The organism is Corynebacterium sp. HMSC075D04, assembly GCF_001815635.1.
Taxonomy (GTDB): domain Bacteria; phylum Actinomycetota; class Actinomycetes; order Mycobacteriales; family Mycobacteriaceae; genus Corynebacterium; species Corynebacterium coyleae.
Genome location: NZ_KV821337.1, coordinates 13,189 through 34,861 on the forward strand (window position 1 = coordinate 13,189; position 21,673 = coordinate 34,861).

The following is a 21,673-nucleotide window of genomic DNA, read 5'->3' on the forward strand; positions in this document are numbered from 1 at the left end:
CGGTCACCGGCGGGGTCGGAACCGGAACAGTCTCCGTGACGGTCTCGGTCACCGGCGGGGTCGGCGGGGTCTTCTCCCTCGGCTTCACGCCAAGGTCAACGTCCAGGTATTCCTTGCCGGACTCCACAACAACCTTGCGCGACACCTGCGACGGATCCGTCGGGGTGTAGCCATCACGCGTCTTGTACTCCACGGTGTACTCACCCGGCTCGACGTCAACCTTCCAGTTGCCACCCTCATTCGTCACCGTACGGATGACCTCGTTGCCATCCTTATCGCGGATGATCACCGTGACACCCTCGACGCCTTCGGTCTCGTCCGCATCCTCAACACCGTTGCCGTTGGTATCGACCCACACACGGTCACCAAGCGTGCCCGGTGCTTCCGGCTCACAATCGCACGTTACGTCGGTCTTCTTCAAGCCAAGGTCGTAGGTGTCGTTGTACTCATTCGGCTTCACCGTCACCTTGGACACCAGGCCTGACTCATCCGAACCCGGCACCTTGCCCGTGACTTCCCAACCGTCCGGCTGGATGAAGCGAATGTCGTACTCAGCGTTCGGATTAAGACCCTCGATCTTCCAGTTACCGTCCTTATCGGTGACTGCAGAACGCGTCGGCTCACCATCACGCGACACCAACACAACTACATTCTCGAGGCCCTCTTCACCCTCATCCTGCTTGCCATCACCATTAGCGTCATTCCAAACACGATCACCAACAGAACCAGACGGCAGAATACCCAGATCGATATCGTCACGCTTCTCACCCGGCTTGATGGTGACGGTACGTTCGATCTGATCCGGCTTCGACGGCACACGATCACCCGGCTTGTACTCCACCGTGTAGTCACCCGGCTCGACGTCAACCTTCCAGTTGCCATCCTCATCCGTCACCGTACGAATGACCTCGTTGCCATCCTTATCGCGGATGATCACCGTGATGCCCTCGACACCCTCGGTCTCGTCCGGGTCTTCCTTACCGTTGCCGTTGGTATCCACCCAGACCTTGTCGCCAAGCGTGCCCGGTGCTTCCGGCTCACAATCGCACGTTACGTCGGTCTTCTTCAAGCCAAGGTCGTAATCGTCCCTGTACTCGTTCGGCTTCACCGTCACCTTGGACACCAGACCCGACTCATCCGAACCCGGCACCTTGCCCGTAACTTCCCAACCGTCCGGCTGGATGAAGCGAATGTCGTACTCAGCGTTCGGATTAAGACCCTCAATCTTCCAATCACCATTGCTATCGGTCACGGCAGAACGCGTCGGCTCACCATCACGCGACACCAACACAACTACATTCTCGAGGCCCTCTTCACCCTCATCCTGCTTGCCATCACCATTAGCGTCATTCCAAACACGGTCACCAACAGAACCAGACGGCAGAATACCCAGGTCAATATCGTCACGCTTCTCACCCGGTTTGATAGTGACGGTGCGTTCGATCTGCTCCGGCTTCGAAGGCACGTTATTCCCCGGCTCGTACACGACCGTGTAGTCACCCGGTTTCACATTGATATTCCAGTTGCCGTCCTCGTCCGTGACCGTACGAGCAACTTCCTTACCGGACGCGTCCTTGAGAACCACCTTTACACCGGCAACGCCCTGCGTTTCGTCTTCGTCCTGGATTCCGTCTTTGTTCTTATCAATCCAGACCTTGTCGCCCACCGAGCCCAGTTCACAGTCGCACGGCTCCTCACCTTCTGGCATCTTGAACCACGTTTGTGCAGTGTCGGCCCTGACAATAGGCGGGTTCGCGGATGTCAGCATCGCACGGTGGTGGAGCTTGTCGCCTCCCCACTTGGCATCCGAGCAGGGTTTGTCTTTGTCGTAAACATTCTGCTCGAATTCGAAGATGGTCCCGGTGGGGAGCCAAAATTTACCTGTCGCCGTGTTTTTATCAAAGGGCCAGTCAAATTTCTGTCCCCAAACGGTGTTGGGATTTAACTTCTCAAAGCCTGCTTTGTAGTTTGCGTCGAGAGCTTGGGACGAAACGTCACCCTGAGTCATGCCCGATTCTTCACCGCTGAATGTGTCACCGTTAGGCAGCGTGAATGTAACACGCGGCGCACCCCTGAGCTCCAGGTTTCCATTCAACGAACCGAGATACATTTCAGCCATCCACTGGCCATAACCTCCGCCCTGGAGACGGTGCCGTCCGTGTGCGATACCTGCACACGTGTCAGAATCGTTGGGATCTGCCGTCAACCGAGAGACTTCATGCTCCCAGATAACCCGGGGGCTAATCGTCGTCTCCACGTAAGTAGCAGCCGTGACCAGGGCTCCTGCAGGAATATCTGCTTCCAACTTCGCTTGAATGTCCGCAGTAAATCTGTCTTCTGCTGCGTTGATATCAAACTCAATCTTGTAGCCGTCGCCACCGCCGATCTTATTGCCGTCTTGATCGGTGTAAACACCATCGTCGGTCTTGACTTTCTCAATACTCTTAAACGGACGTGTTTGACCGCTAGCCCACTTGAAGTCGTCCGCAGTGGGTTCTTCCAAGACTGTATTGGGGGTCGCAGCCCAAACCCACACCGTCATCGTGAGAATGTCAGACGCACCACGCTGTTTTAGCTCGTAATCAGAATCATTCTGGTCGGGGAGTGGCTTCGGCGCCTTAGCCTTGCCTCCAATGGTGTAGGTGTAGCTCCCATCGGATTGCATTGTTTCCGGCTTGAAGGTCTCAAAAATCGCCTTCGTTTCTTGGACCGGGTCGGGCTTTTCCCCATAGTTTCGCTCGATATCCTGCTGGACCCAAGCACCCGCGGTCTGCGGCACCGCTACTCCGCCGACGCCCAGCGCTACTGCACTCAGTAGCGCCACAACGTTGCGACGCACACGGCCTTTCCTCGTAGTGAACTTCTCGCCCATTTCTACCTCCACCATGAGCAACATATTTTCGCCATACGCTGCCCCAACACCGAGGCAGACTTGTGAAGAACCATACGTCAGGCTTGACAAACGCTGCCAGCGTTTATGGAGAAATTCACCTAAATTTCAGAAACAGCCCCCAAAAAGAAATTGGCGGAGACGAGGGGATTTGAACCCCTGGAGGGATAAACCTCGCCGGTTTTCAAGACCGGTGCATTCGGCCGCTCTGCCACGTCTCCTCGTCGCAAAGCTAGTGCGACGCACATACTCTACAACACGTCGCGCGTCGCTCAATCTCGGTAGCCTGGCCGCATGAAAGCGATCACACTTATCGACGACACCAACCCCCGCTCCCTCGAACTCACCGAAGTGGACACCCCGCAACTGCAGGACGGGGAGGTACTGGTCAAGGTCACGGCGGCGGGCGTGAACCGTGGCGACATCGTGCAGGCCGAAGGTAAGTACCCGCCGCCGAAGGGCGAGTCGGAAATTATTGGCCTGGAGTGCGCCGGCGTGATCGAGGACCCGGGCACCACCGGCCGCGAAAAGGGCGAAGAGGTCGGCTGCCTGCTGGCGGGCGGCGGGTACGCCGAATACGTCGCGGTGCCGGAGGGCCAGCTCACACCGAAGCCTGCGAACCTCACGTTGGAGGAGACCGCCGGTGTGGTGGAGGCGGCCTGCACGGTGTGGTCGAACCTGGGCATGCTCGCCGGCATCCAGGAGGGCGACAACGTACTGATCCACGGCGGCGCGGGCGGCATCGGCTCGTTTGCTATCCAACTGTGCAAGGCGCTGGGCTGCACCGTCGCCGTCACCGCGGGCAGCCAGGAGAAGCTCGACTACTGCAAGGGCCTCGGCGCGGACGTCCTTATTAACTACAAGGAGCAGGACTTCGCCGAGGAACTCAAGGCGTGGGCGGACGTGATCCTCGACGTAGTTGGCGGGCCGTACCTGGAGCAGAACATCAAGGCGCTCAACACCGACGGCCGCCTCGTGGTCATCGCGGTGCAGGGCGGGCCGAAGGGCACGCTATCGCTTGGCCGGATGATGCCGAGGCGCCTGTCGGTCCACGCCACCACCCTGCGCGCCCGTCCGCGTCCGATGAAGGCGGAGATTGTCGCCTCGACGGTGAAGAACGTCTGGCCGCTCATCGAGTCCGGCCAGATCAAGCCCAACATCACCGCCACGTTCCCCCTCGCCGACGCCGCCAAGGCCCACGACCACATGGACTCCGGCGACAACACCGGAAAAATCCTTTTGATCGCGTAACCGAGCGCAGCGAGGCTACGCCAGCGAGGCGACTGTGCGCACCAACTGCTCGATGTCGTTCTGGGTATTAAAGGGCGACATGGCGATGGTGACGGCGCCGCCCATGTCGGCGACGCCCATGTCGTCGAGAAGCTGTGTCTGCGTCGTCTGAGCAGCCACAATACCGTGCGCAACCAGGCGATTCAGCACGGTCTCCGACGGCACGCCCCGCACGCCGAACGCCAGGCGCGGGATGCGCTCCACACGCGCATCCTCCGCCGCCTCGCCCGTCACACCAACAATGTGCACCGCAGGCAGCGTGCCCAAAAACGTATGCAGATCATCCCGCAGCCCGTTCAGGTACGCGGTGGTCTCCCCCATCGAGTACTTCAAGCGATTGCGTCTCGACGACCTCCCCGCCGCCCCCTCAACCAACGACGCATAGTGCTCCACCACAGCCGGCACACCACCAGCAAGACCAGGCGAGACCTCCAACTCGAGAGCCTCACGGTCCAAACGCTTAAACATCGCCGCATCACGGAAGATCAACGCCGCGATCTCCGGGCCGCCGAACTGGGCCATGTCCACCGCAGCGATATCGGCACCCCACGCATCCAAATCCAACGGACGGTACGGGGCGTACGCCGACGCATCCACAAGCACCCACGCCCGGGACTTCTCACGCACCGCCTCCACAATGTCCGCAACGCCCACAACGTTGCCCAACTCCGGATGCGCCGCCGGCACCGACACCAAACGCGTCGACCCGTCCGCAATGTCGCGGTACTGCCACGCAGGCAAATCGCCGGTGGCCAGATCGGCCTGCGCCCAAATCGTCGATACGCCAGCGCGCTGCAAACGCCCCGACAACACCGGACGATCCACCGGATTCAGCACCATCGACGAGTTATGCCGCAACATCGGACGCATCGCCGACACCAACGCCGAATACAACGCCGGAACACTCGGCCCCAACACCACCTGCTCCGGCATCACCCCAGCCAAATCCGCAATCGCCGACCGCGCCGCCTTCGGATACTCCACCCCCTCCGGCAAACCAACATCCGACCGCGAATGCGACCCCAACACCGGCTCCGGCGGCGGCACCGACGCAGCATTACGGAAACTCCGCGCAACCGCCCCCGCAACCTTCTCCGGCACCTGTGGCGACACATGCGCATTCAGATACGTCCAACCGCCACCCAACGACCCGTAAAGCCCACGGACCCCCCACACGTCATAAGCCACGGCCGACCTCCTTCACGCAAGAACGCCCCTAATTATGCACGTGCGTCCGACACAGCGCACACCACCAGCTCGGGGGCATGAAACTTGTGCACTAGGGTGAACTGCGTGCATAACGTAGAACAACTGCGCGATGACGTCGCCCGGATGACCAGCGCGCCTGGCGAAAACACCCCGCCATCAACATCCAAAACGTTCCGGCGGGCATTCGACGACCTCATCCGCGGCTGGGGCCAACACGAACTCTGGCTCCAACTCGGCTGGCAAGACATCAAACAACGCTACCGGCGCTCCACGCTCGGCCCCCTCTGGATCACCATCGCCACCGGTGTGATGTCGCTCGCCCTCGGCCTGCTGTACTCCATGCTGTTCCAAATCGACGTCGCCGACTTCCTCCCCCACGTCACCGTCGGCTTCATCGTCTGGGGCTTCATCTCCGGCTGCATCAAAGACGGCGCGAACGTCTTCATCGAAAACGAAGGGCTGATCAAACAGCTCCCGTCCGCCCTGTCGGTGCATATCTACCGGCTCGTGTGGCGCCAAACGCTGTTCCTCGCCCACAACATGGTCATTTGGGTGCTACTCGCCCTGATCTTCCGCATCCCCATCACCCTGAACACACTCCTCTTCTTCCCGGGTATGGCCCTGCTGCTGGTCAACGGCGTGTGGGTCGCCATGTTCTTCGGCATGGTGGCCACCCGCTTCCGCGACGTCGCCCCGCTGCTCGAAGCCCTCGTCCAACTCCTCTTCTACGTCACCCCGATCGTATGGACGACGAGGACGCTGAAGGACCAGGGTGGTGTCGTCGAAAAGCGTGCAATGCTCGCTGAGATCAACCCCCTGTTCCACTACCTCGAAATCGTCAGAGCACCGCTTATCGACGACCCCGTCGCCGCCTACCACTGGCTCATCGTCATCGCCTGCACCATCGTCGGCGTACTCATCACCCTGCTGGCCATGAAACAGTGGCGCTTCCGCGTGCCGTACTGGGTCTAGGAGTTACACATGGTTTCCATCGACACCTACAACGCCTGCGTCGACTTCCCCATCTTCGACGCCAAATCCCGCTCCCTGAAAAAGGCCATGATGTCCTCGGCCGGCGGCAAAATCGGCCAGAACGCCTCCAACACCGTCGTCGTCGAAGCACTCCGCGACATCAACCTGCACCTGCGGGAAGGCGACCGCGTCGGCCTCGTCGGCCACAATGGCGCAGGTAAAACCACCTTGTTGCGACTGCTCTCCGGCATCTACGAACCGACCCGCGGCGTCGCCGACGTCCGCGGTCGCGTCGCCCCCGTCTTCGACCTCGGCGTCGGCATGGACCCCGAAATCTCCGGCTACGAAAACATCATCATCCGCGGCCTCTTCCTCGGCCAGACCCGCAAACAGATGAAAGCCAAAATGGACGACATCGCCGAATTCTCCGAACTCGGCGACTACCTCTCCATGCCCCTGCGCACCTACTCCACCGGCATGCGCGTCCGCCTGGCGTTGGGCGTGGTCACCTCCATCGAACCCGAGATCCTGCTTCTCGACGAAGGCATCGGCGCCGTCGACGCCGCCTTCATGTCCAAAGCCCGCGTGAGGTTGGCCGAAATGGTCGAGCGCTCCGGCATCCTCGTGTTCGCCTCCCACTCCAACGACTTCCTGGCGCAGCTCTGCAACACCGCGTTGTGGGTGGACAAGGGCGAAATTAGGGAGGCCGGCCTGGTCGCCGACGTCGTCCGCGCCTACGAAGGCCCCGAAGCCGGCGACCACGTCGCAGAACTGGTGCAGCGCTTCCACGGGTAGGTGTTGGTTGGGCCCTCCAGCCTCCCGCTCGGCCGGTCGGCTGACAAAGTCCGGCGGAATCTGTCAGTCAGCCGCATACTTGCAGGTCAGAAATCGCCCCTGACAGATTTTGTAAAATTTGTCAGGGACGTCCGTCTCCAGATCCCTCAACGCCCGGCGAGCACCTCAGTGATCAACGCCGTCAGTAGGTCAACGAATTTGTGCACGTTGGCGGAGGTGAACCGGAGCGCCCTCCAACCGGCGATGGTGAGCCCCGAGTTGATGTCAGCATCCTTGTGCCATTGAGTGGCGGAATTGTGGTGGGCCCCGTCGTACATAATGCCGATCTTCAGCTCTGGAATGGCCAGGTCAAACCTCGTGAGGATCTTCTTACCCCTGTAGACAGCCACCTGTTCTTCTAGCTCGAGCCCCAGCTTGGAACACACCATTTGGGCAAGTAGGCGGATTTCGGTTTCCTTCGGAGAATCCGCCAGACTGCTTGATTCCGCTAGGGCCCGCGCAACCCACCTTTGGTCGATGATTCCAGGGCTGGCTTGGAGGATCGATAGTGGTTCAACACCGAGGTAACGCTGCACGCAGTCGAGGAGCGTGATTGCTTCAACTATGTCGAGGCTGTGCCCGGCTAACGTCCTCGGCTGCTGCGCCTTAGCCATTTTGCGAATCTCTTTCAGCGCCTGGACTGTGGCAGCCGCGGGGCTGGCAACGCGTAGCGGATAGCTGCCGTTTTTGACGTCCCACACTTCAGTTTTTCTACATCCGCGTCGGACGATTGAGGGGCGGTGGATGTTGCCTTGTCGGTTGCGTTCGGCGGAAGGGTTCATTAGCACGGTGTCTTTCCCTTCGACCAGGTAGGGCAGCCCATATAGGGCCAACGCGCTGTATCCAAGCACCACCGAGCTTGGGTTCTCGATTCCATGGGCAGCCGCGCGGTAAGCAATGGGTGTTTGATAAATGATGCCTTTAGGGTGGCGGCGGGCGTCGGATTGAGCGGTGTCGAATGGGCGTTGGAGGCCGGCTTGGATGTGGAAGTGTTGGCTGATGCGGACGGTTTTCAGCCCTTGTGGGAGGTGTGCCACGTAGAAGAGGCCGTGGGTTGGTCCGACACTCATGCCGTTTCGTAGGTTGGTCATGGTTATTAGACGCAAGAACGACGGTTTGGGATCCCTCGGGCACAATAAATGTATGACTGCCTTGAATCGCAACGGTACGACTGCTGCCGTGATTGTGACCCATAAGCGCGTTGACCTGCTGCGACATTCGTTGGAGCAGGTGGTGTCGCAGACGCATCCGGTGGATTGGGTCATTGTGGTGGATAACGGTGATGAGGATGCGGTGCGTGTGCTTGTCGACGAGCTCGCCAACAACAAGGGCATCTACCTACCAAGCAAGACCAATCTGGGCGGGGCGGGTGGCTTCGCGTATGGGTTCTTGCACGCGCTGGCGCTGGGGGCGGATGCGATTTGGTGCGCGGATGATGACGGTCGCCCGCGGGATCACACGGTGCTGGAGGTGTTGTACCGAACCGCAGAACAGCACCAGTTGTCGGAGGTGTCGCCGGTGGTGGCGAACATCAACGACCCGGAGAAGCTGGCGTTTCCGCTGCGGCAGGGCACGACGTGGCACCGGCGTGTTGATGAGCTGCAGGGCGATTTTTTGCCGCAGTACGCCAGTCTGTTTAATGGCGCGTTGATTTCGGCGAAGGCAATGGAACGCATTGGCGTGCCGGATTACCGTCTGTTTATCAGGGGCGATGAGGTGGAATACCACCGTCGTCTGGCGCAGTCGGGCCTGAAGTATGGCACGGCGTTGACGGCGTTTTATCTGCACCCGGATGGGTCGGACGAGTTCCATCCGATTATGGGCGGGCGGGCGCACGCGCAATTCCCGGATAATGAGACGAAGCGGTATTTCACGTACCGCAACCGTGGCTACATCATCAATCAGCGCGGCATGAAGAAGATGCAGTTGCAGGAGGTTGTCCGGTTCGGGTGGTTCTTCCTGGTGGAGAAGAAGGATCCGAAGGGCTTCCTCGATTGGCTGAAGTTGCTTAGGCGGGGGGCGCGAGAGGACTTTCGCCGCCCTTAGCGCCTTTAAAGATCCAGTAGCGCTGGAGGAGGAAGTTGGTAGTCGTCGCTACGCCTTGTGCGATGACGAAGGACACGGCGTTCTTCCACGAATCTTGCAGGCCTAGCGACGACAACGGCTCGTCCGTCACCCTCCACAGCAGCATCTGCACCGCAAAGGTGGTGGCGTAGAGGATGAATACGGCGCTGGCTTTTTTGGCGTCGATTTTGGCGTTGAAGGCGAACTTGGAGTTCAGCACGTAGGCGGAGATGGTGCCGAAGACCCAGCCCACGGCCTTGGCAAGGTCGCGCTGGACGTCGAGGGCTTGGTCGAGGGTGTTGGTGATGCCGAAGTCGATGACAGCGCAGCCGATACCGATGACCAAAAACGGGATGAGCTGCTGTTTCAGGGAAGAGTTCGAGGACACGGGCGCTTACCCTACTAGGCTCGTGTGCCATGAGGAAGCATTACAAAGGTGATGACCCGGACGCGATCCATGAGGCGGCGCAGCGTGTGGAGGTCCCCCTGTCCGACTTCATGGTGCGCCTGATGGCCGAGGAGCTGCCGTTTGTGGACTCCAAAGGCCGCACACGTATCTATGAGATTCTTCGCGAACACGACGGACCTGTGATTTCGAGCCAAGAAGAACTGCCTGCGGAGATTCGTAGCATTATGGATCTCTAGTCCGGCGGTAGGGTTGTGGGCATGGAACTGACAACCCAATCCCTCTACGGATGGGGCCGTACCGCCCCGTCCACCGCCCAGGTCCTGTCCACCCCTGACGTGGACACGATTGCGGAGGCAGTCAAGCGGGTCGCGGATGAGAACGCGGACCTGCCCGAGCACAAGCGCCGCGGCGTCATCGCCCGTGGTCTGGGTCGCTCCTATGGTGATCCCGCCCAGAATGGTGGCGGTTTGGTCGTCGATATGACGCCGCTGAACCGGATCCACTCCATCGACCCGGACTCCGGCATTGTCGACGTCGACGCAGGCGTGAGCCTTGACCAACTCATGAAGGCCGCCCTGCCGTATGGCCTGTGGGTCCCGGTGCTGCCGGGTACCCGCCAGGTCACCATCGGTGGCGCGATCGGCCCGGACATTCACGGTAAGAACCACCACTCTGCGGGCTCGTTTGGCAACCACGTGTTGTCCATGGAGCTGCTGGTGGCGGACGGCCGCGTGCTGCACTTGGAGCCGACCGGCGAGACCGCCGAGCTGTTCTGGGCCACCGTCGGCGGCATGGGTCTGACCGGCATTATCCTGCGCGCCCGGATCCAGATGACCAAGACGGAGACCGCCTACTTCATCGCGGACACCGACCGCACGGACACGCTCGACGAGACGATCGCGGCCCACTCCGACGGCTCTGAGGTGAACTACACCTACTCGTCGGCCTGGTTCGACGCGATTTCCGCTCCGCCGAAGACGGGCCGCTCCACCATCTCCCGCGGCTCGCTGGCCACCTTGGATCAGTTGAAGGAGTTCGCTCCGAAGCTGGCTAAGGATCCGTTGAAGTTCAACGCTCCGCAGTTGATGACGGTGCCGGATATTTTCCCGTCCTGGACCATGAACAAACTGACGTTGAGCGCCATCGGCGAGGCGTACTACATGATGGGCTCCCCCGCCCGGAACCAGGTGCTGAACCTGACGCAGTTTTACCAGCCGCTGGACCTCATCGGGAAGTGGAACCGCGGCTACGGCAAGGCTGGCTTCCTGCAGTACCAGTTCGTCGTCCCGACCGACGCTGTGGAGCCGTTCAAGGACATCATTTACGACATCCAGTCCTCCGGCCACTACACCGCCCTGAACGTGTTCAAGCTGTTCGGCGAAGGCAACCAGGCGCCGCTGTCCTACCCGATGAAGGGTTGGAACGTGTGCGTGGACTTCCCAATTAGGGATGGCCTCAACGAGTTCCTCGACCGCCTGGATGACCAGGTTATGCAGTTCGGCGGCCGCCTCTACCTGGCCAAGGAATCGCGCACGAGCGCAGAGAAGTTCCACAAGATGTATCCGGAACTGCCAGGCTGGTTGAAGACCCGCCGCGACATCGACCCGACTGGCGTGTTCGCATCCGACATGTCCCGCCGTCTTGAGCTCAACTAAGGAGTACCCATGCTGAACGCAGTAGGCCAAGCCCAACACATCCTCCTCCTCGGCGGCACGAGTGAGATCGGGCTCGCGATTGTCAGCGAGCTCGTCTCCCGCGGCGGCAGCCCCACCGTCACCCTGTGTGCGCGCAAGAACTCCCCGCGTATCGACGACGCCATCGCCCAAGTCCAGAACGCCGGCGCAGGCCATGTACGCCTGGTCGATTTCGACGCCCTGGATTTCGCCTCCCACCCTGCCGTGATCGATGCGGCGTTTGAGGACGGCGAGGTCGACGTCGCTGTCGTCGCCTTCGGCACGCTCGGCGACCAGGAGCAGCTCTGGCAGGACCAGGCTGCCGCCGTCGCTTCGGCGCAGACCAACTTCACCGCCCCGATGTCGGTCGGTGTGCTGTTGGGCCAGGAGATGAAGCGTCAGGGCCGCGGCAACATCATCGCCCTGTCGTCGGTGGCGGGCCAGCGCGTGCGCCGTTCCAACTTTGTCTACGGTGCTGCGAAGGCCGGCATCGACGGCTTCTACCTGCAGCTCGGTGAAGCTTTGAAGGACAGCGGCGTGAAGGTCACCGTGGTCCGCCCGGGCCAGGTGCGCACCAAGATGACCGATGGTCTCGACGAGGCCCCGCTGACCGTAAACAAGGAAGACGTCGCCGAGGCTGCCGTGGAGGCTGCCCTGGCCGGCAAGCCATCGGTGTTCGTGCACAAGCTCTTCGGCCCGATCTCCCTGGTGCTGAAGGCGATTCCGGCGCCGATCATGAGCAAGCTGAACTTCTAGTTCGACCCGCATAATTCAGCCGCAATCTGTCTCCGCTGACAGATTGCGGCTGAATTTGTCAGACGGGCCCTAAACTCCCAGGACCTGACATTTTCCGGCGTAATGTGTCAGGACTCGCCTAGTCCTTGGCGCGGCCCATCCCCATCAGCACCTGCTCGCGCAGCCGACCGGTCCCCACCACCGCCAAAACACAACCAACCAGCGCGACGGCGACGAGCGCAGCGAACAGGGCCACCTTGTCCAGCACGTTGACGTGAACCATGACCATGATGGTGCCCATCAGGCTGCCCATGCCGAATCCCAGCAGGGCCACCACCAGCATGGGAACCCCAACCTCGCGCACGGCAACCTTGGTGTGGAACGCGGCCGGCGCGCCAATGAAGTAGAGCGATTTGGTCAGTTGCTTCTGCTCCACCACGGACAGTGCCTGGGTGAGCAGCGTGGACGACACCAACAGGACCGCCGCGAAGACGGCGGTGATGGCCACGCCGGAGGGAATATCACCCGTAATCATCTTCAGGGCGGGCTCGTCCTCGATGTCCGGTACTGCGGAGATCCAGGCGCCGACGCCGCCGATGAACGCCACGAAGTACAGGGCGGTCACTCGCTTCCAGGTGGTTTTCGCGCCTCGGCCGACCCGGCGCGTGGCCACGTAATTCGCAGCTCCGGGGACCCAGTAGCTCAGGCGTGCGAGGAGTTGGATCACGCCGACGGCGATCAATGCGTTGACAGTAAGGACGCCGCCTGCCACGACCAACAAGGCGCCGAACTCCAACGCGTCTGCCTGCGGAGCGATAGTCAGCGAGCTGAGGTAGCGGTACAGCACCACCGCGCCAACCAGTGACAGCACCAGCGTGATCATGTTTTGTCCCTTCGGCGGGATTTTCTTGGTGACGCCGAGTGGGGTGACGGCGACTCGTCGCAAAGCAAGCCACACGGAGCACGCAGCCAGCACCAGCACGACGATCCAGGCGATGGGGATGACCCACCAGGTGAGCATCTCCCAGGCGCCGACGCGCTTTTCCTGGAACGTCAGCAAACTCCACGCCGGGCACGTAACTATGTACAGCACCGACCCGAGCACCAACCCAACCAGGGCCTGGCGCAGGGACTCCAAGATCATCATCCCGCGCACTTCGCCGGCTGTCGCGCCGATGAGGCGTAGCGCCGCCAGGTGTTCTTCGCGCCCGCCGAGGTTCGCCCGTGCGGCTTGGGTGAGCAGCCCCAGCAGGCTCGGCACGAGGAGCACGCACGCGAACAGCGCGAGGAAGATATACGCCGTGGAAATCGGCCCGCCCATCGACTCTGCGATTTCCACGAGCGCCTCATGCGGGTGCAGGTCGCGGGCGAGGAACATCCAGGTGCCGCCCATGAGCGTGCACAGCATCCAGGTCGCTACGGTTACCGCCACCAGCGACAACGCGCGGACCCAGCGTTCGCCGATCTGCCGTTGCGAGCGCCCTTCGCTTGTCTGCGACACCGCCGACCGCATCAACGTCACCGCACTCATCGCGTCACCTCCGAGTGGATCAGGCCGTCGCGGATTTCGACGCGGCGGCTGCACCAGTCGGCGATCTTCGGGTCGTGCGTGACCAGCACTAGGGTCACACCAAATTTCTGCGCGATTGCCACGATCTGCTGCATGACCTCATGCCCGGTGGCCTGGTCCAACGCCGCCGTCGGCTCGTCGGCAAACACCACCGACGGCGGCCCGGCCAAGGCGCGGGCGATGGCCACGCGCTGCACCTGGCCGCCGGAGAGTTGCCCCGGGTACCGGTCCACAAAGGCGCCCAAGCCCAACCGGGTCAGCATGTCGATGGCCTCGGCGTGCGCCTCCGCACGCGGCACCCCGCGCATGATCTGCGGCAGGGCGACGTTTTCGGTGGCGGTCAGCTCCGGCAGCAGTTGGCCGTCTTGGAAGATGAAGCCAAAGTTTTCCAGGCGCAGGCGCGAGCGTTCGGCGTCGCTCATGGCCGACACGTCCTGGCCGTTGAAGCGCACCTGGCCGTTGTCGGGCACGAGCACGCCGGACATGCAGTGCAGCAGGGTCGACTTGCCGGAGCCAGAGGGACCCATGATCGCCACGGATTCGCCGCCACCAACCGTCAGGCTGATGCCTTCGAGGACCCGTTGTTGGGTGAAGGACTTCGTGATGTCGTTGAGTTCAAGCATAGTTTCTATTCCACAGGTGGTCGTCGATAAGCACTATGGCCCTGGGTCCCGAATATGGGTAGTGCTAGCTCTACCCCGCTACGCTCGGGGCCATGCGGCGACATAAACACGAGGAGCGCGCGGCCGCCAAAATCCACCAACTGACGGTTTCGCGGCGCAGGATCGCGGAGGCGTACGAGGTGGAGCGGCTGCGCATCGAGCGCGACCTGCACGACGGCGCGCAGCAATACTTTGTGGCCGCCGCGATGAAGTTGGGCGAGGCAAGGTTGGACATTGCATCGCAGCTTCTCGACGACGCCGCCCGCGACCTCCACAACGGCCTCGACGCACTCAGAAGAACCGTACGGGGCATCCACCCGCGGGAACTATCGGACCACGGGCTGGTTGCCGCGATCGAGACCGCCGCCGCACAGCACGGCCCGCATGTCACGGTCCGTGCCCCGCACGAGCTGCCGCGTATCGACACCTCCGTCACCGCCGCCGCCTACTTCTTCACCACCGAAGCCTTAACCAACGCCGCGAAGCACGCACCACATGTACCGGTCAGCGTGCTGGTCACCTGCGACCACACCCTGAATGTTTCCGTCACTGACCAGGGCGGCGGCAACGCTCGCATCACGCCCGGCGGCGGGCTGGAGGGTATGCGAGAACGCATCGCGGCGTTCGGCGGTGAGATGGAGCTGCACTCGCCGGACGGTGGCCCGACCACTGTCACCGCACGTATTCCGTTGCTGTTGTTCCGAGGAGAAAGTGGGATTGCGCCATGAGGATCGTTATCGCGGACGACTCCGCGCTGCTGCGGGAGGGTGTTGCAGGGTTGCTCACCCGGCGCGGCCACGAGGTTGTGGCGCAGGTGGAGTGTGCGGATGGGTTGCTGGGGGTCGTCGATAAGTATGGGCCCGACCTGGTGATCACGGACGTGCGCATGCCGCCGAACATGCGTGACGACGGCCTCCAAGCCGCCCTGGAACTACGCAAACGCGGCCCGGTGAATGTGCTGGTGCTGTCGCAATACGTCGCGCCTGCCTACGCGCGGGAACTGTTCTCCGGCGGTGACGGCGGCACCGGTTACCTGCTCAAAGACCGCGTCGCCGAGGTGAAAGACTTCATCCAGGCCTGCGAAACCGTGGCAGGTGGCGGCGTGGTCATCGACCCGGACGTGGCGGGCGCACTCATGGCGGCGAGCTCACGCTGGTTAACCACGCTCACCCCTCGCGAGGTGGAGGTGCTCGAACTTATGGCAGAAGGCCTGTCCAACAGTGAGATCGCGGGCAAGCTCTACCTCTCCGGCGCGGCGGTGGCGAAGCACGTGTCCAGCATTTTCTCCAAACTGGGGCTCACCCCAGACGAGGACAACCGTCGCGTCCGCGCCATCCTCATGTACCTGGCGGAACGTGGCGTGGGGTGAGTGTCGGCAGCGTATGCGACACTATTACGCATGACTACCGCTTATCATCCCGACGAGCTGTCACCGGGGCAGACAGCCGTCCGTACCGTCGCGGCGGGGCTCGCAGGCGGCATTCTCTCGCTTGCTGCGTGGTTTGTGCTGCACCAGATCTCGCTGCCGGCGTTCAATACCTCCATGGTGACCAGGTCGTTGGCCACCGGTGTGTCGTTCGTCCTGTTGGGCATCGCCGCTGTGCTGGCGGTGCTGTGGACGCGCGGGAAGCAGCACTGGATTATTTCTGCGGTGATGGCGTTGGTGCCGGCGGGGTTGGTCGTCGCAACGCTTGGCATTCCGCTGTCTGCCACCAAGCTGTATCTCGACGGCATCCAGGTTGACCAGGGGTTTAGGACGCAGTTCCTGTCCCGCATGACTGAAAACCTGGGCCACGCGGACATGGCCTACAAGGACCTGCCCACCTTCTACCCGATGGGTTGGTTCTGGGTCGGCGGGCGTGTGGCCAACGTGCTGGGCATGGACGGTTGGGAGGTGTACCAGCCGTACGCGATTGCCACCCTGGCGGCGGGTGCGGCGATGCTGACGCCGATCTGGCGCAGGCTCGTCGGTTCCCTGCCGGTTGCTACCGCGATTGCCGTGGTGACCACCGCGATCGTGCTGACGGAAGTCCCAGAGGAGCCTTACGCGGCAATCGTGGCGATGTTCCTCCCGGCCGCGGCGGTGTGGGCCCACAGGGCGCTGAGTGGCTCGTGGGCAGCCACCGCCGCGTTGACGATCTACCTGGGCATTTCCGCGTCGTTCTACACCCTGTTCACCGCCATTGGCGCGCTGACGGTTGTAGTGATCGCGGTGGTGATGTTCTTCACCGGCGAGCGCACCCTGACCCCGCTGAAGCACCTGCTCATCGTCGGGTTCGCCTCCATGGCCATCGCTGCGATCTCGTGGGGTCCGTACATCTGGCGTGTAGTCACCGGTGACGAGGCGCTGAAATCTACCGCGAACCACTTCCTGCCCATCGAGGGCACCTACTTTGCCCTGCCGTTCCTGTCGTTGTCCCTGGTAGGCCTGCTGTGCCTGTTCGGCCTCATTGGACTTATCGTGCGGTTCCGCGACCCGGAGATCGCCTCCCTGGGCGCGGCGATTGGCGTGAGCTACGTGTGGGCGCTCGCCTCCATGGCGATCACCCTCCTGGGCACTTCCCTGCTGGGCTTCCGCCTCGAGGTGCTGGTTGTGTTGCTGTTTGCCACCCTCGGCGTGATTGCGGTAGCGAACTTCCGCTTGACCTGGTTGGAGCGGAAGGTGAAGAACAAGGCCGCCTTGAACGTGGTGGCGATTGTCCTGGTGGCGGTGGCGTCGCTGCAGATGGTGCAGCACATTGCGGTGAAGAACGAGGCGTACATCGACCAGGCCTACGCCGATACCGACGGCTACGGCGAGCGCGCGGACCGCTTCCCGCCGGATGCGGGCCAGTACTACAACGAGATCGCCGACTACATCGAAGAGCACGGCCACATGAAGAACGAGGCCGTGATCTACACCGACGAGATCAACTTCATGGCCTTCCAGCCATTCTTCGGCTTCAACGCGTTTACCAGCCACTACGCTAACCCGCTCGGCGAGTTTGAGCAGCGCAACGGTGAGCTGGAGTCGTGGTCGCAGATTTCTTACGACGACCCGAAGAAGTTCACGGAGGCTATCGACAACAGTCAGTGGGAGCCGCCGACTGCCTTCATTTTCCGCGGCAGTGAGGATTCTGACTTTAAGACCCACATCGCCCACGACATTTACCCAAGCCAGCCGAACGTGCGCTACCAAGGGTTGTTCTTCAACCCGGAGGCGTTTGACAAGGCGAATTGGGACGTGAAGTTCATCGGACCGTTTGCTGTCGCGGTGAGGAAGTAAGGTGACCGGAGTGAAAACTGGATCTACTCGTCATATTGCGACCGTTTCTGGTCTCATCGCGTTTGTGCTTCTGCTGCTCACCCCGTTTTTGCCGGTGAAGCAGACGGAGGCGAGCGTGTCGTGGCCGCAGAACGACACGGTTGGTTCGATCAACGCACCGCTGATTTCGTTGGCGCCGCAGGACCTTGAGGTGACGGTGCCGGCCAACAGCGTCGGTGAGCTGCGCAACGACCAAACTCTGATCTTCGGTACGTTGCCGGAGTCGTCGAATAAGGCGACGGACCGTGGCCTGTTCATCACCGCTCCCGACGGCGGTTTGGTGGTGACTTCCCTCAACGACGTACTTTTCGAGCTCACCCCAGACGAAGTCCGCAACCTCCCCGACGATGCGAAGCTGCACGTCAGCGTGACGCACGAGGAGACCACGGTTGAGATCCCGGGCACGTCCCACTCGGAGACCAGCGAGGATGATTACCGCCCGCAGGTCACAGGCATGTACACGGAGCTTGAGAATAAGCACACGCTTATCGACGACGGCCTGTCCGCCCATATGAACATCAACTCCCGCTTCACGTCCTCCCCGACGCTGATCAAGAGCATTGCGATGTGGGGCGGCCTGCTGAGCGCCCTGGTCAGTTTGTGGGCGTTGAGGAAGTTGGATGGTCCGGCGCGCTATCGTCGTCGTCAAGCAAAGGGCTTGAAGCCTCTCGACGGCGTCGTGGCCGGTGTCCTTGGCTTTTGGCACATCTTCGGCGCGAACACCTCCGATGATGGCTTCCTGCTGACCATGGCGCGCGTGGCCGCGAACACGGACTACATGGCCAACTACTACCGCTGGTACGGCGTGCCGGAGGCCCCGTTCGGCTCCCCGTTCTACGACGTGTTGTCGTTGCTGTCGGAGGTCACCACCGCGTCGATGTGGATGCGCCTGCCGGCCCTGTTTGCAGCGCTTGGCACGTGGTGGTTGCTGTCGCGCGAGATCCTGCCGAAGTTGGGCCCGGAGATCGCCGAGCGCAGGGTCGCCCACTGGACGGCGGCGTTTGTGTTCCTGGCGTTCTGGCTGCCGTACAACAACGGCACCCGCCCCGAGCCGATTATTGCGGTTGGCCTGATGGCTACCTGGGCGCTGTTCGAGCGCGCGATTGCCACGAACCGTCTCACCCCGGCAGCGTGGGGCACCGTGACCGCCGCCTTCACCCTGGCGTGCGGCCCAACCGGCCTCGCCGCCGTTGGTGTGTTCCTGATTTCGCTGCCTGCGGTGCTGCGCATGATCGGTTCGCGCCCGCAGCCCCGAATTTCTTACGTCGCGCCGTTTATGGGCGCGGGCCTGGCGGTGATGGTGCCGGTGTTCCACGACCAAACCCTGGCCACCGTGCTGGAGGCGACGAAGGTGCGCTCCGAGGTCGGCCCGGCGTTGAGCTGGTTTGAGGAGTGGACCCGTTACGCAACGCTTCTCGAGCAGACCGTCGACGGCTCCATGTCGCGCCGCTTCCCCATGTTCGTGCTGCTGCTGTGCACCGGCCTGATCCTGTGGGCGCTGGCGAAGGGCGACAAGACCACCGGCACGACCAAGCGCATGATGCTGATCCTGGGCATGGCGACGTTCTTCCTGCTGTTCACCCCGACGAAGTGGACGCACCACTTCGGCATCTACGCGGGCCTCGGCGGTGCGATCGCTGCTGTGGGTGTGGTGGTGCTCTCCCGGATTGCGATGAAGTCGGACCGCAACCGCACATTTGCCATGGCTGCGGTGCTGTTCCTCATGGCGTTTACCCTGGCGGGTTGGAACGCGTGGTGGTATGTGTCCTCGTTCGCGGTGCCGTGGTGGGACCGCACTGTGCAGTTCAAGGCCATCGAGGCCAACACTGTGGTGCTGGCGAGCGCCCTGGTGGTGTTCGCAATTGGTGTGGTGCAGTCGATGCGCGGCCCGCGCACGATCAGCACCCGTTGGTCGGGCGTGATGTCCGCGCCGATCGCCGTGTTTGCGATCCTCATGGTGACGTTCTCGTGCCTGACGTTTGTGAAGTCGTTCGTCTCCCAGGCCCCGGCGTATTCGGTGGGTATGGGCAACGTGAAGTCGTTCAAGGGCGACGTGTGTGCCCTCGGCGGCGACGTGCTTCTGGAGGACGACACGAACGAGTCCTTCCTCACCCCCGTCGGCGGCGTTCCACTGGGCAAGTCCCTGGATGCGGGCAAGAACATCGGCTTCACTCCGGACGGCGTGCCGGCATTCATCGCTTCGGAGACGGCCGATACTTCGGACCGCACGCTGAGCGACACACAGTCTGACGACGACACAGCCGACGTCGATCCCGCTTCCGACGAAGCCCAGTCCACCTCTCGTGTGAACACCCAGGGCAACCGTCCGAAGTCGATGCGCGGCGTGAACGGCTCGACCGTGCGCCTGCCGTTCGGCCTAGACTACAACCGCATTCCGGTTGCCGGCACCTTCGATGATGAGCCGAAGCAGTCCGCGTCGCTGGAGACCACGTGGTACGAGTTGCCGCAGCTTAGCGACGACCGCCCCCTCCTGGTCACCTCCGTCGCCGGCCGCATCGCCCACCACGACATCAACGGCGTGGAGCAGGAAGGCACCGAGCTGAAGCTGGAGTACGGCACCAACAAGGACGGTGTGGTGCGCAAGCTCGGCGAGGTAGAGATGCTGGACCAGGGCCCAACCCCGCTGTGGCGTAACCTGCGCTTCCCGCTGGCGGACCTGCCGGAGGAGGCGAACGTGGTGCGTCTCGTCGGCGAGGACACCTCCCTTGCGGAGAAGGACTGGCTGACGGTCACGCCGCTGCGCAACCCGAAGCTGATCCCACTGTCTGAGCGTTTCGATTCCGACACCCCGGGCCTGCTCGACTGGACCGTCGCGTTCCAATACCCCTGCCAGCGCCCGTTCTTCCACGCCAACGGTGTCACCGAGATTCCGGAGTTCCGCGTCATGCCGGACGGCCCGGGCAAGCAGCAGCTCTCTGGCTTCATGGACTTCCTCGGCGGCGGCGCGCTCGCCCCTGCGGAGGCCGTGAACACCTCGTATGAGATCCCGGGCTACCTCAAGGACGATTGGCAGCGCGACTGGGGTTCGGTGGCGCAGTACGAGCCGCGCCGCAACTCCGTCGGCGACGTTCCTGAGTTGGCGCACGTGGATACCGAGGTGACCACGCGTTCCGGCCTGTACACCCCCGGACCGATGAAGGTGCGAAACCCTGACGAGCAGGGTTAGGATGCACATGTCATGAAACTCAGAAATGTTCTCGCAGCCTGCACCGCTGCCCTTAGCGTCATCGCCACCGCAACCACCACTGCGGAAGCACAGCCCTTCAAGCAGCAGGGGTGCTCCGCGCATTACTTGGTTGCGGTGCCGGGCGGGGCGAACACGGCTGAGGGGATCCCGGACTACGTGCCGCACGGTGGCAACGTGTTCATGACGGGCATCCTGACCAAGCTCGGCACCGCCGGCGAGATCGATCCAGTCTGGGTTTCGTACCGCTCCACCCCGTTCGCGGCTACCCCGTACAAGCAGGCGTCCGCCACTGGCTACAACAAGGCGCGTGCAACTGTCACCCGCCTAGCCAATGCGTGCCCGGACGCCCGCTTCTCCTTCACCGGTTACTCCCTCGGCGCCGACATCGCCGCCCGCTTGACCAGCGATATTGCGCACGGTCGCGGCCCGATCGCGCCGGAGAAAGTCTCGGGTGTGGCACTGTTTGCCAACCCGTACCAGGGCGACAACGGTGCGGTGCTGTCCCACGGCACCTCCCCGCACGCACGCGGTTCCCTCGGCCCGCTCCCGGAGGGCTACGGCGAGCTCGGCCCCCGCGTGCTAGAGATCTGCAATGCCGGTGACCTGGTGTGCAACATGAACGAGGCGCACCGTGGTCTTGTCTCCCCGGCGATGCGCACCAACGTGGCGGCGGGGCAGATCCCGTTCGGGGAGTTCAACAACCTGTTCCGTTCCCTCGGGTTGGGCGCGTTTGCTGTCTTCCACGACATTGGTTTGCACGGCAGCTACACCCTCGGCCAGCAGCGGGAGGCATCCAACTGGATTATTGAGCAATCTTTGGCCCCGATCCAGGTGCCAATTCCGTAGCATGGTG

Annotated in this window: 18 protein-coding genes and 1 tRNA gene; 12 read left to right on the forward strand and 7 right to left on the reverse strand. The window is 62.3% G+C overall.

Annotated features, from left to right (window positions below; translation table 11 throughout):
- Window positions 1-2,887 (reverse strand): SdrD B-like domain-containing protein (locus HMPREF3048_RS04900; RefSeq protein ID WP_305764115.1); only part of this gene is annotated, 2,887 nt, incomplete at its 3' end.
- A gap of 136 nt (window positions 2,888-3,023) precedes the next feature.
- Window positions 3,024-3,111, reverse strand: a tRNA-Ser gene (locus HMPREF3048_RS04905).
- 73 nt (window positions 3,112-3,184) lie between these two features.
- Here HMPREF3048_RS04905 and HMPREF3048_RS04910 point away from each other — a divergent pair.
- Entirely contained in the window at window positions 3,185-4,141 is a 957-nt protein-coding gene (locus tag HMPREF3048_RS04910; RefSeq protein ID WP_070771361.1) for an NAD(P)H-quinone oxidoreductase, read from the forward strand.
- Window positions 4,142-4,156: 15 nt separating this feature from the next.
- Here HMPREF3048_RS04910 and HMPREF3048_RS04915 read toward each other — a convergent pair whose 3' ends face one another.
- A complete protein-coding gene (locus HMPREF3048_RS04915; RefSeq protein ID WP_070771362.1) occupies window positions 4,157-5,368 on the reverse strand; it encodes an aminotransferase class V-fold PLP-dependent enzyme in 1,212 nt (403 codons plus the stop codon).
- A 144-nt stretch (window positions 5,369-5,512) separates the two neighbouring features.
- Here HMPREF3048_RS04915 and HMPREF3048_RS04920 point away from each other — a divergent pair, with 144 nt between their 5' ends.
- Both HMPREF3048_RS04920 and HMPREF3048_RS04925 read left to right on the forward strand, forming a co-directional pair.
- A complete protein-coding gene (locus tag HMPREF3048_RS04920) occupies window positions 5,513-6,361 on the forward strand; it encodes a galactan export ABC transporter permease subunit Wzm/RfbD (protein WP_070771363.1) in 849 nt (282 codons plus the stop codon).
- A gap of 9 nt (window positions 6,362-6,370) precedes the next feature.
- Window positions 6,371-7,156: a galactan export ABC transporter ATP-binding subunit Wzt/RfbE gene (locus HMPREF3048_RS04925; protein ID WP_070422008.1), complete on the forward strand. Its 786-nt coding sequence runs from the start codon at window positions 6,371-6,373 to the stop codon at window positions 7,154-7,156.
- Between the two features lie 146 nt (window positions 7,157-7,302).
- Here the strand turns inward: HMPREF3048_RS04925 and HMPREF3048_RS04930 are convergent, their stop codons facing one another.
- Window positions 7,303-8,265, reverse strand: coding sequence for a hypothetical protein (locus tag HMPREF3048_RS04930; RefSeq protein WP_070771364.1), 963 nt, complete (start codon window positions 8,263-8,265; stop codon window positions 7,303-7,305).
- Window positions 8,266-8,338: 73 nt separating this feature from the next.
- Between HMPREF3048_RS04930 and HMPREF3048_RS04935 the strand changes: the two genes are divergently transcribed.
- A complete protein-coding gene (locus HMPREF3048_RS04935) occupies window positions 8,339-9,241 on the forward strand; it encodes a galactofuranosyltransferase GlfT1 (protein ID WP_070771365.1) in 903 nt (300 codons plus the stop codon).
- Here the strand turns inward: HMPREF3048_RS04935 and HMPREF3048_RS04940 are convergent.
- Window positions 9,204-9,647 (reverse strand): GtrA family protein, encoded by a 444-nt coding sequence (locus tag HMPREF3048_RS04940; RefSeq protein WP_070771366.1) that lies wholly within the window; start codon window positions 9,645-9,647, stop codon window positions 9,204-9,206. The genes HMPREF3048_RS04935 and HMPREF3048_RS04940 overlap by 38 nt on opposite strands.
- Before the next feature lie 29 nt (window positions 9,648-9,676).
- Here HMPREF3048_RS04940 and HMPREF3048_RS04945 point away from each other — a divergent pair, with 29 nt between their 5' ends.
- Genes HMPREF3048_RS04945 through HMPREF3048_RS04955 form a run of 3 tightly spaced genes read left to right on the forward strand, consistent with a single transcriptional unit; the run spans window position 9,677 to window position 12,097 of the window.
- Entirely contained in the window at window positions 9,677-9,904 is a 228-nt protein-coding gene (locus HMPREF3048_RS04945; RefSeq protein ID WP_070613890.1) for a hypothetical protein, read from the forward strand.
- A 21-nt stretch (window positions 9,905-9,925) separates the two neighbouring features.
- On the forward strand, window positions 9,926-11,323 hold the full coding sequence (locus tag HMPREF3048_RS04950) for a decaprenylphosphoryl-beta-D-ribose oxidase (RefSeq protein WP_070771367.1): 1,398 nt from the start codon (window positions 9,926-9,928) through the stop codon (window positions 11,321-11,323).
- A gap of 9 nt (window positions 11,324-11,332) precedes the next feature.
- Window positions 11,333-12,097, forward strand: a complete 765-nt coding sequence (locus tag HMPREF3048_RS04955) for a decaprenylphospho-beta-D-erythro-pentofuranosid-2-ulose 2-reductase (RefSeq protein WP_070771368.1) — start codon at window positions 11,333-11,335, stop codon at window positions 12,095-12,097.
- Between the two features lie 118 nt (window positions 12,098-12,215).
- On the opposite strand, the gene HMPREF3048_RS04960 is transcribed toward HMPREF3048_RS04955, so the two are convergent.
- Both HMPREF3048_RS04960 and HMPREF3048_RS04965 read right to left on the reverse strand, forming a co-directional pair.
- Window positions 12,216-13,607, reverse strand: coding sequence for an FtsX-like permease family protein (locus HMPREF3048_RS04960; protein ID WP_070771369.1), 1,392 nt, complete (start codon window positions 13,605-13,607; stop codon window positions 12,216-12,218).
- The gene (locus tag HMPREF3048_RS04965) at window positions 13,604-14,269 is read right to left on the reverse strand and encodes an ABC transporter ATP-binding protein (protein WP_070771370.1); all 666 of its coding nucleotides are present in this window, start codon (window positions 14,267-14,269) and stop codon (window positions 13,604-13,606) included. Before HMPREF3048_RS04965 ends, HMPREF3048_RS04960 begins: the two co-directional genes overlap by 4 nt.
- A gap of 92 nt (window positions 14,270-14,361) precedes the next feature.
- On the opposite strand from HMPREF3048_RS04965, the gene HMPREF3048_RS04970 reads away from it, so the two are divergent.
- The 5 genes from HMPREF3048_RS04970 to HMPREF3048_RS04990 are packed head-to-tail and all read left to right on the forward strand — an operon-like array spanning window position 14,362 to window position 21,666.
- Complete coding sequence (locus HMPREF3048_RS04970; RefSeq protein WP_070771371.1) at window positions 14,362-15,036, forward strand: sensor histidine kinase; 675 nt, start codon at window positions 14,362-14,364, stop codon at window positions 15,034-15,036.
- Window positions 15,033-15,677, forward strand: coding sequence for a response regulator transcription factor (locus HMPREF3048_RS04975; RefSeq protein WP_070771372.1), 645 nt, complete (start codon window positions 15,033-15,035; stop codon window positions 15,675-15,677). The genes HMPREF3048_RS04970 and HMPREF3048_RS04975 overlap by 4 nt, the downstream gene beginning before the upstream one ends.
- 30 nt (window positions 15,678-15,707) lie before the next feature.
- The gene (locus tag HMPREF3048_RS04980) at window positions 15,708-17,573 is read left to right on the forward strand and encodes a galactan 5-O-arabinofuranosyltransferase (protein ID WP_070771373.1); all 1,866 of its coding nucleotides are present in this window, start codon (window positions 15,708-15,710) and stop codon (window positions 17,571-17,573) included.
- A 10-nt stretch (window positions 17,574-17,583) separates the two neighbouring features.
- On the forward strand, window positions 17,584-20,799 hold the full coding sequence (locus HMPREF3048_RS04985; RefSeq protein WP_246818854.1) for an arabinosyltransferase domain-containing protein: 3,216 nt from the start codon (window positions 17,584-17,586) through the stop codon (window positions 20,797-20,799).
- A gap of 12 nt (window positions 20,800-20,811) precedes the next feature.
- A complete protein-coding gene (locus HMPREF3048_RS04990; protein ID WP_070771375.1) occupies window positions 20,812-21,666 on the forward strand; it encodes a cutinase family protein in 855 nt (284 codons plus the stop codon).
- Window positions 21,667-21,673: the final 7 nt, after the last annotated feature.

Coding starts and splice junctions, on each gene's coding strand:
- HMPREF3048_RS04935 (WP_070771365.1), top strand. CDS start 8,339: ATGACTGCCTTGAATCGCAACGGTACGACTGCTGCCGTGATTGTGACC.
- HMPREF3048_RS04950 (WP_070771367.1), top strand. CDS start 9,926: ATGGAACTGACAACCCAATCCCTCTACGGATGGGGCCGTACCGCCCCG.
- HMPREF3048_RS04920 (WP_070771363.1), top strand. CDS start 5,513: ATGACCAGCGCGCCTGGCGAAAACACCCCGCCATCAACATCCAAAACG.
- HMPREF3048_RS04980 (WP_070771373.1), top strand. CDS start 15,708: ATGACTACCGCTTATCATCCCGACGAGCTGTCACCGGGGCAGACAGCC.
- HMPREF3048_RS04955 (WP_070771368.1), top strand. CDS start 11,333: ATGCTGAACGCAGTAGGCCAAGCCCAACACATCCTCCTCCTCGGCGGC.
- HMPREF3048_RS04975 (WP_070771372.1), top strand. CDS start 15,033: ATGAGGATCGTTATCGCGGACGACTCCGCGCTGCTGCGGGAGGGTGTT.
- HMPREF3048_RS04930 (WP_070771364.1), bottom strand. CDS start 8,265: ATGAGTGTCGGACCAACCCACGGCCTCTTCTACGTGGCACACCTCCCA.
- HMPREF3048_RS04960 (WP_070771369.1), bottom strand. CDS start 13,607: ATGAGTGCGGTGACGTTGATGCGGTCGGCGGTGTCGCAGACAAGCGAA.
- HMPREF3048_RS04990 (WP_070771375.1), top strand. CDS start 20,812: ATGAAACTCAGAAATGTTCTCGCAGCCTGCACCGCTGCCCTTAGCGTC.
- HMPREF3048_RS04910 (WP_070771361.1), top strand. CDS start 3,185: ATGAAAGCGATCACACTTATCGACGACACCAACCCCCGCTCCCTCGAA.
- HMPREF3048_RS04970 (WP_070771371.1), top strand. CDS start 14,362: ATGCGGCGACATAAACACGAGGAGCGCGCGGCCGCCAAAATCCACCAA.
- HMPREF3048_RS04965 (WP_070771370.1), bottom strand. CDS start 14,269: ATGCTTGAACTCAACGACATCACGAAGTCCTTCACCCAACAACGGGTC.
- HMPREF3048_RS04925 (WP_070422008.1), top strand. CDS start 6,371: ATGGTTTCCATCGACACCTACAACGCCTGCGTCGACTTCCCCATCTTC.
- HMPREF3048_RS04945 (WP_070613890.1), top strand. CDS start 9,677: ATGAGGAAGCATTACAAAGGTGATGACCCGGACGCGATCCATGAGGCG.